The 9,325-nt window shown below is 66.9% G+C and carries 7 protein-coding genes and 1 pseudogene; 5 read left to right on the forward strand and 3 right to left on the reverse strand.

The features are described 5' to 3' along the window. A partial coding sequence (locus MJ785_RS16775; protein WP_239309918.1) for a hypothetical protein occupies positions 1-506 on the forward strand: 506 nt, incomplete at its 5' end. A gap of 42 nt (positions 507-548) precedes the next feature. On the opposite strand, the gene MJ785_RS16780 is transcribed toward MJ785_RS16775, so the two are convergent. The 3 genes and pseudogenes from MJ785_RS16780 to MJ785_RS22345 form a co-directional block, all read right to left on the reverse strand. Beyond that, positions 549-1,664: a hypothetical protein gene (locus MJ785_RS16780; protein WP_239381695.1), complete on the reverse strand. Its 1,116-nt coding sequence runs from the start codon at positions 1,662-1,664 to the stop codon at positions 549-551. A 542-nt stretch (positions 1,665-2,206) separates the two neighbouring features. Beyond that, on the reverse strand, positions 2,207-3,466 hold the full coding sequence (locus MJ785_RS16785; RefSeq protein WP_239381697.1) for a WD40 repeat domain-containing protein: 1,260 nt from the start codon (positions 3,464-3,466) through the stop codon (positions 2,207-2,209). Between the two features lie 243 nt (positions 3,467-3,709). Next, positions 3,710-4,498 (reverse strand): annotated as a pseudogene (locus MJ785_RS22345) (serine/threonine-protein kinase); the annotation flags it as partial. Positions 4,499-5,342: 844 nt separating this feature from the next. On the opposite strand from MJ785_RS22345, the gene MJ785_RS16790 reads away from it, so the two are divergent. The 4 genes from MJ785_RS16790 to MJ785_RS16805 form a co-directional block, all read left to right on the forward strand. After that, positions 5,343-6,104 carry a hypothetical protein gene (locus MJ785_RS16790; protein WP_239381699.1) on the forward strand — a complete coding sequence of 254 codons (762 nt, stop codon included), beginning with the start codon at positions 5,343-5,345 and terminating at the stop codon, positions 6,102-6,104. A 57-nt stretch (positions 6,105-6,161) separates the two neighbouring features. After that, entirely contained in the window at positions 6,162-7,529 is a 1,368-nt protein-coding gene (locus MJ785_RS16795) for a hypothetical protein (RefSeq protein ID WP_239381701.1), read from the forward strand. A gap of 26 nt (positions 7,530-7,555) precedes the next feature. Continuing rightward, positions 7,556-8,416, forward strand: a complete 861-nt coding sequence (locus MJ785_RS16800) for a hypothetical protein (protein WP_239381703.1) — start codon at positions 7,556-7,558, stop codon at positions 8,414-8,416. Continuing rightward, positions 8,416-9,325 (forward strand): DUF4397 domain-containing protein (locus tag MJ785_RS16805; protein WP_239381705.1); only part of this gene is annotated, 910 nt, incomplete at its 3' end. The genes MJ785_RS16800 and MJ785_RS16805, both read left to right, overlap by 1 nt.

Raw genomic sequence — 9,325 nt, forward strand, 5'->3', positions numbered from 1 at the left:
AGGGGGGAGGGCGGATGGGCGCAGAGGCGAGTGTGCTGGCGGCGCTGGCCGGCGTCCCGTCCGCGTCCCGGCACCTGCGGGGCAGTTTCGGGCCTGCCACCCTGCGGCTGGCCGGCGCACAGGCGATTCTCGAACTCGATGACGGCCGCCCTCCCCCACTGCGGCTGACCTGGACCGATCGGCCGGAGCAGCCGGTCGGCACCCGGGTCGCGGCCTTGTTGCGCACCAACGGAACGGCCGCGTTCGAACATCTTGAGCTGCTGCGGATCGCCGGCCGCAGAAAGATCACAGATCCACCGCCGGCACCGGGAACATCGGACGCACCGCGGTCGGTCCGGGCCACCGCGGTGGACGACGGGATCCGCATCGAGATCGTCTCCCAGGCTACGGACCACGACCAGCTCCGTGCCGGCGACCCCGCCACACGAAGCGTGGTGCTGTCCACGGCCCAAGCACATGATCTTGCGGAACTGTTGGAAGCATGGGCCGCGCTGCCGGCATCCTGACCATTGTCGACATCAGCATCATTGTCGACATCGGCGCCGGCATCACGCCGCCCGCCCATCGAGGCCGCGGAGCAGGAGGTCGACCCAACCGACGCCCGCCGCGGCAACGAGACGAACAAGCCGGGTGACCTCAGCCCAGGCGTGCTCGGTGTCCAACCGCAACTGCCGCCGGACGACCGCGACGACATCGCGCCCCTTGCCGTACGCGGCGTCGACGATCGCCCGCAGTGCCCCGACCACATCCGGGTTGGACCGAAGCTCGACGATGATCGCGTTCCGTGGAACACTCGCGTCCGCTGCTGCCACCCAGATGTCCTCCGGGGATGGCATGTGCCCACCGGAGATCTCGCCAGGCGCGGTCCGCGCCAGGGGCACGGCCACGGCCCGCTCGTAGAAATCGCGGTTGTGCTGGCGCAGCAGCGCGAGAGAACGCTGGAGCCGCTCGGCCACCTCAACTGCCGTAAGCCCGAACTTCAGTTCCATGGACGGCAGGGAGTACGGGTCGGTGATCTCATCACGAATTCCCAGCAGAAACTCGATGAGGATGTCTCGGCTGACCAGATCAACGCGCAACGGCGCGGCCCACACGGCCTTGCCGATTGCCGTCTCCGGACGGGTCGGCAGGCCACGTTCGTCGGCCGATTCCCGGCGCACGGTCGGCACGATCCGCCCAGCGGTCGGGTAATGGATGAGCTGTGCCCAGGCGGCGCGCAGCCAGCCGAGCCCGGCCGGGCTCGCCTCGCGGGGCACGAAATCGCGCAGCATGGCGCCAACGGCTGAAGCGTCCTCCAGCTCGGCATCAGGGGCGAGAATATGATCACAAATGACGCGCCATTCACGGATCTCCTGGCCCGCGTTGTGGCTACGGGGTGACACCGTCGGCACCTGGCCGGCAAGCGCCTGACGCAACACCCGAAAGCCGCTCATGAGGTGGTCCGTCCACAGCTTCATGCAGCGGTGGCACAGCGGTTCGGTGGACACGTCGGTGACGCTGAACAGCGGCGTGCGCTCAGGGCAGCAGGCGCAGGTGCCAGGCTTGGCACGGTGAACACCGCGGACCACCTGCGCCCACAACGGCGGGCCGACAAACTCCGAAAAGGCCAGGAACGCAATCTCGTCGTTCGCGCTTGCGATGTCGGCGATGGTCAGGGTGCTCATCGGTCCTCCTGTGATGGGCATGCCGAACCACAGATGGAACGACGGCAACTCGACGCCATATAGACGCCACAGCACCCAGAAGGCCTGGATGCTTCACAGGGGACCGAGATCGAAAAGATCCTGGTCATCAGTCGGGCAGTACCCGACCTGGGCCACGCGCTACGTGCGCTGGCCGTGGACGAAACGTACGGGAAGCATGAAAGGGCTGTCAACACCGGCTGAATACCTGACGGATCGCCTTGAGCTACCTGCCGGTCTGGGGCATCTATCAAGCCCCTTCCCCACAGGCCTCCGATTTTGATCTTCACTTATCCCCCTGTGATCATCAAGATGGAGAACAGACCAGAGTAGAGGGCACCGAAACGCGGCATCCACGGGGGTAGCCGTCGGCGCAATACCGTGCGTAGAGTACGCAACTGAAACTGGTAATCGACTGGAAGCAAGCCGTCCCAGCAGGCGAGGCCTTGGAGACGTCCAGCGCAGCGGCACCCGGGCCATCACGCATCCACAGCCGACCGCCCCCGGTCGCTTCCCCGCCACGTTCATGGGCATGAAGCCTGGACGGGCTCACCGGGAAGGTTCGCCGCCCATTCTTCGTCCGTGATCCGGGCGGCCTTGTCCTTGCACAGCCTGGCCGCGATCGCGACCGGATCGAGATTCCACAGCTGAACGCCGCCGCCGCGTACCGCCGTCGCGAGCAGCAGACCATCCGCGCTGGTCGCGAGGCCCGCGCCGCCGCTCCCCCGGACATCCAGGAATCCCAGCGATGTCGGTTCCGCCATGCCGCTGACATCCCACAGGCGAATTGCTCCCGCGCTGTTCCCCGCGACCACCACCGTGTCACGCCCACCGAACATGACGCTGTCGATCTCTCCGTCCTGACCACGAAAAAGATGCTTGCTGATCCTGGCCGCAGGATCTGTGGAATCCGTGAGATCCCATATCGTAAACTTTCCAGAAACGGTTCCCGTAGCAATTCTTTCCCCGTCCCGGCTGAAGGCGAGACTGGTGACCGCCTCAGCCTCGTCCAAAACCAGCGACACCGGCTTGTCCACAGCGTCGTGGGTCCACAGCAGGACGACACCGTTTTTGCCCCCGCCAGCCAGTCGTCGAGCATCCGGGCTCAACGCGACACTTGTCGTGGCTGTTCGCTGGTCCAGGGGGTCTACCCACGAAGAGCCGTAGCCGGTCTTCCATAGTTCGATCCGGGTGCCCCGGGCAAGCGCAACGGCCGGTACCGGTGTGCCATCCTCCGACCATGTACCGACAGCAAGTCCGGAGACATCCGCGGCGGTCCGCGGATCGGCTGAAGAAATCATACGGGGTTGCGACAGCCCGGCGAGATCCCACAAAAAAACGGACTTCAGGGTCCCGGCGACCAGCGTCCGGCCGTCCGCTCCGAAGGCAAGGCGGAAAATTCGTTCGTTCGACGCATCGACATGCAGCGGGGAGAGGATTTCTCGCGGCGCGGCGAGCTCGGCAAGGCTGAAAATTCGGACGGTGTTGACGCTGGCCACCGCCAGCTGCCGACCATCCGGGCTCAACGCGACTCTGGTCGCGTCGTCCACGCCGACAGCGGCGGAACCGGCGACAAAACTGTAACGGACGAGGCCGGCGCAGGAAGCGGGTGACGGCGCGAGGCGATAGGTGACAAGATCCAGCTTACGAGCAAGATCCGGATTGCTCGCACGCAGCTTGTTCGCCGTTTCCCGCACCCGGTCGGCCGTATTCGCCGGGTGCTGTGCCCGCCCTGCCAGACCGTCCCAGGTGGCAGCCGCACAAGCGGTCGGCGGTGGCGACACAGTCGTCTTTCCTCGCAGCGATGCGAGCACGACCCCGGCGATCAAAGCCAGTACGCACGCGTACCCGGCGACGAAGCCCAGCCCTTTCCCGCGCCGAGGCCGAGACCGGGATCGGGCTCGGGGCCGGGGCAGGGGCCGGGATCGCGGGCGTTGATCTGACAGCCGTTCCAGCTGTCGGACCTCGGTGGGCATGTCATGTGGGTCCGCCGCGGCCCCGATACTACTAAGATCTTTTAGCAGGGTCCTGACCAGAGGCCGCGCACTCGGTTCCGTCTGTAATGCCTGCCTGACCAGGCCGCGCAACGGCTGCCGCAAGGCACCCAGGTAAGGCTCATCGTTTCGGTCAGTCAGCCCTGGCTCAGCGAAAGGATAACGCCCGGTAGCGGCCTTGACCACCACACAGGCCCAAGCCCATACGTCACACGGCTTCCCCACATTTTTTCCAGCCCACTGCTCAGGCGCCATTGTCGTCGGGGTCCCCGGCCGTTCTCCAACACTCGTGATGGTCGAGTCGTCAACCGATTTGGAAATTCCCAGGTCGATCAGATAAGGACCCCCTGGTGACAATACGATATTCGACGGCTTGATATCACGGTGCACGATTCCGATCTCATGGAGAGCGTCAATAGCAACTAACAGATTGTGCGCGAGCCGCCGTAGCTCGGGAGGAGCGAGGAGAATTCCGCAATCGTTCAAATTCGGCCCGTTGATGAACTCGGTGACCATGTAAGGATCGCCAGAGTCCCGATCACTCCCATGGGCTAGCACAGCTGGTGTGTAAGGGCTTCTGACGCGGCTTGCGTTCTTAATCTCACGCCGAAATCTTGCCCGGAACCGCCATCCACCCGAACCCCGATGTCGGGGTAGTATGGTTTTGAGCGCCACCGATGTGCCGTTTTCATCCTCAGCCAGATAAACGACGCCCATACCACCCTCGCCGAGCCGGCCACGCAGACGATAGCCGCCTATCGTTTCCGGGTCCTCCGGCCGCAGCGGCTCACGCGCGCCGCCGAGAAAGTGTTGGCCGCTCACACTGAAACCCCACTCGCCGGACCGTCGACGGTCCGCGCAGCGCCGAAATTCGAGCGGTCGCGTAGCATCCGCCAGCGCACGCCAACAAGCCGCATCCGTTCACCCCCCGTGCCGGACGTTCTAATGAGTGGGCACCCTACCCTGCCCAGGCGCCGCATCCTACGGGCGGCCTTTCCGAACACGGTTTATCATCGTTTCCCCAACGCCGGGCCGACTGCCCTCGGCACGGCGACATCTGTGGTCTACGCTCCGAGCACAACTTACGGGGGGTTGCCATGTGGGATTCTCTTTGTTTGCTGGCCAGCCAAGAAGGTCCCATCGACTGGCCCGGTCCATGTTCAACAGAGCGGTCAGCGAGCCTGGACGTGATCACTTAGAGCGCCCGAGGATAGGGCGTTCGATCAGTGAGCGGCTCATCCGTGCCCGGTCCGGCAAGGCGGCGGAGGAAGGCGCCCTGGTGGTGGGCGCCGACTGACGACAACGCGGCCGGGCGGGATGCGGGGAGCCGCGAGCCGGACAGTCCTATCCTCGGGCGCTCTTAAAGTACCGTGATCGGTGGCGCACCCGCCCGCACGGTTTCCATCCTGTCCTGACGGACGCCAACGAACAACGGACGCACCACAGTCCGACTGAGTGAAACCAGCGCGGCGCTCATACGCCGTCCGTCAGACCGCACGGCCCAGCAGACCGCACGGCCCAGCAGACCGCGCCGTCCGTCAGACATGGCTGGAAACGTTTCCGCGCCCGCGGACGCGCCGCCTCCTGGAACACCACGACGGGCCGCGGGTGCGCGCTGCCCCCTTTTCTCCGAACGATTCTTCCAGCTCAAGGAGCTCCTGCCGAGATGAAGCGTCGCCTCGGTCGCGTCCGCGACGTCCACGCCGTATCGGGTTCGATCCTGATCGGACCAAGCCGGCGCACCCGCTTCAGGATGTGGTTGCGAGGCCGGCGGGACGGCCGTGTCGGCCTGCCGACGCCCGCTGTCCCGCTGCCACAGGCCAAGCCCGCGCCGGGCACAGCCCACGACACGGACCCGGTCAGCTGGAGTGCCGATCCACAGGCGTGGTCGACACCGGCGATCAGGGAAATCACGGCGCTGGCCGCGCGCTCACACCACGCGCTCGGGGTCGAGGCCCTGGCTGCCCTCGACGGCATTGACACCGGCATCGCCCGGCTGGAAGCCCTGGTCGCGCGGTTGACCAGCGAACTCCCGATGAACACGGAGAAGGAACGTCTCCACCTCACGCCGAAACAGCCGCGTACCTGTGACGACGAAACAGCCCGCGCGAACCGGCGGGCCGCGACAGGCCGCTCGAAACGGGACGCTACCCGCCAGCGGCTGGACACCGCCCGAGAGCAACTCGCGGAACTACGCAAGCAACGGGAGGTGACGGCTGACCGCGCGGTCGCCCAGGCGATGGCCGTGTCATCGTTCTGCCTCCAGTACATCGAGGTCTACCGCGCGGCGAACCTGCGGGTCCGCGGTGAACAAGCGCCGGTCCTCGCGGCGGCATGGCCGCAGCCTGAGATCAATGAACCGGCCTGGCTCGCGGACCTTCGTCCCCGGCGCACCCGCGCCGCGGCGACCGTGGCCCCCATCCAGTGAGCACGGCCCCGCAGCCAGTGGCGAACGAATCCGCGCAGCCGATAAGGAAGGCATGACATGGGTCTTTTCTGGACACGTGGCTCGGCCATTCGCCGCTACCGTCCGTTGAAGGCCGACAATCGGACCAAGAACATCAACCGGTGGATCCGGGAGGCCCGGGAAGCCGGCGCCCGGGACGCGGCGGCCAACTTCCCCGACGCCGAGGTCGGCGGCACCCGGACCCCTTACGAGCGGGCGTTCGCCAGTCACAACAAAATCATCGCTGGCGATCTCGGAGCGGGATACGCGTTCGCGTGGCTCAACAGGAAGAAACGGGTCATCCGAGCGGTAGTCCGGATGGACGTCCTCAAGCAGTCGATGGCCGATCACGACCAGGCCGTCACCGACGCCGAGACAACGCTCACCAATGCCTGGGAGGCGTCGAAGAGCGGGCCGGACAGCTGGCGGCGGCTGCTGGCGCATCTGCCCGGCCAGGCGCTGCTCCGCCTCGTCATCGCCGGTTCGATCATCATCGGTGAGGCGGTCGCGCTCAAGCCGACCCTCGACATCCTTGGTCAGTCCTACTGGATCACCTACTTCCTGGTTGTGACAGTCGTAGGCGCCGGGCTGCTCATTGCCACAGCGATCGCCCGGCATCTGAAGGAAAAGCGGCTCGAACCGGTCACGGCCGAGGCAGGCCTCGGCCGGCACACGCGGCAGCACCAGTCGGCCGGGCAACCTGACGAACCGGCTGGATGGCTTCAGCGCCCTCGCGACCTGTTCGTCTGGAACGGCACGACCGTGCTCGTAGCCATGAACGTCTTCGTAGCGCTCGTGCGCGCGCAGACCTTCGTCGCCGACGCCGACCTACTGCGGGCAGACAACATCAAGGTTGGCGTAGACAAGACCGGCGCATTCTGCATGTTCCTGTCGCTTCAGGTCGCCTTCACCTTCGCGGTCGCCTTCTTCGAGTACCAGCTCCACGACCCGCGGGCGGCGACCGTGCGCGGGGCTGCCTGGGCGTTGCGCAGATCAAAGGCCTGGCGCCGGTTCGCACGGCTGCGGCATGCCTGGGCAACGCGACGGCTACGGATAGCCGAGGCCGCCGCGCAGGCGGAGAACCGGGCAACCGAGTACCTCGCCCAGCGCGAAGCCGCGAACATCGGACGGGTACGCGACGCCTACCGCGACTCCATGGTCAACGGCGCCGCCATGGACCCTGAGCGGGCGGCCGCGCTGGCGGAGATCCCCTACGAGGACTATCCCGCGCCGGAGTTCCGGTCGCCGGGCGCTCCAGAGCCGGCCGAGGAACAGGCCCCGACCAAGCCGGCCGACTCCCCGGCTTCAGGTGGCCCCTCATCACCCTCCCCCTCAGCCTCCCCCAATGGGAAAAGCCATTTTGATCAACATTCTGACAACACCGGGCCTCGCGAAGGCCCGCACTGATGCGCCGGCTCATCCGTCGGTACCACATGCCCGACACAACAACGACGGAGAAAATGATGGAGAAGAGAACCCCAACGGTCACCGCGGGCATCAGGCGTACCTACAGCCAGGTACTCCGGGCATTGCGGGCATTGCGGACGCCCTATGCGTTCGACGGCAGGTGGCGCATTGTCGCGGCGGTGGGGATCGCGGCCCTGCTCCCCCTGGCGGCATGCGGCGGGTCATCCGCCTCGCCGCGGCAGCGACGGATGTGCGCGCTCGTCATCGATGTATCGGCAAGTATTGACCAAAAAGTGATCGATCAGTATAAGACGGGCGTCGCGAGTGTCATCACGGGCTGCGCCGGCGGTTCCTTCAGCGCGGACGTGGCGACCGAGAACTCGCAGGCGAGCGTCTGCCCGTCCGTCGCCGTCGATCTCGTACCGGCCCATCCCAGGGACAACAAGCTGTACGACGACGCGCAAACGGCCCAGCTGAGCAGACAGGCCGAAACCAGGACCGCGGAACTGATCAATTGCGCCACCGGTCGGGACAGGCAGCGGACCGACCTGTTCGGCGCGCTGGTAGGCGCCGGTAAAACGCTCTCGGCCCGGCCGAACACGCCGCGGGAACTGACCGTGTTCACCGACGCGGTATCCACCCGGCGTCCGTTCAACCTGGCCACCTCCGAGCTTGAACCGGCCGACATCACCAGCCTGCTCGACCAGCTCGGCCGCGACTCGCTGATCGCCACGTTGACCGGGGTGGACGTACGGATGGTCGGTGCCGGAGCCGGGGTGGACTTCGACCCGTCCCGCCTGCGCCGCCTCGAGGACTTCTGGCGCACGTATGTGACGCGGGCCGGCGGTCGGCTGACCGCCTACGGCAAGACCACGGAAGGTGCCTGATGCGAATCTTGACGGGGCACCGCTCCGCCGGGCCCGGCCCGGTTGTCGCGGCGGCGCTGCGGCGTGCCCTGGCGCTGGCGGTAGGCCTGCTGCTGGCCTCGGTGCTGGCCAGCACCGGCCGGTCGAATGCCGCCCCGGCCGCCCCGGCACCCGCTTCCGAAGCCGCCGCCGGGGCGGCAGGGGCGGCCGGGGCGCACGGCTATCTGCGCGTCGTGGACGCCTCCCCCGGCGGAACACTGCGGGTGACCTCACCCGCGCTTCCGGAAGCCATCCAGCTCGAGTACAAAGGGGTTTCGGAATACAAGCGGGTCCCGGCCGGCACGATCTCCATGACTGCCGTTCGGACCGGGGCAACGCCCGCGGCACCCGCGGTCACCATCCCCGGAGGCGGCTCAGTCAGCCTCATCATCACCGGCGATGCCGCCGATCTCGCTGTGGTACCCGTCCAGGACAGCTTCACCGCGCCCGGAGTCGGCCCGGATGCCAGCGGCCTCTCCAGCATCCGACTGATCAATGCGACCACCCCGGACGCCGCTGCTGGAAAGTCATGGGACGATCTTCGGTTCGTCCTCGTGGCCGCACCCGGCAGGCAGACCGAGTCCGCCGACCCGGGGCAGGCCTCGGCTTTTGTCTCGATCCCCGCGACAACGACCACCGTCGGCCTGCGCCACCCCGGCAGGCAGACGGACCTCCTCAGCATCGACGATGTCGCGCTCACCCCGGGCGCCGTCGGCAGTGTGATCGTTACCGGTGGATCCGGGGATCACCTGCCCGCGGCCTTCTTCACCATGGATGCCCGCGGGCCGGCGGTCGTGCCCACCGGCCCCGTCCGGACCGGGCCGAACGGCCTGTCCGCCGGGCTCCCCGAACGGCTTTCGCATGGGCTCTCCGATGGGCCTCCTGATGGGC

The sequence above is a fragment of the Protofrankia sp. CiT1 genome (genome assembly GCF_917627335.1).
In the GTDB taxonomy this organism is placed as follows: Bacteria; Actinomycetota; Actinomycetes; order Frankiales; family Frankiaceae; genus Protofrankia.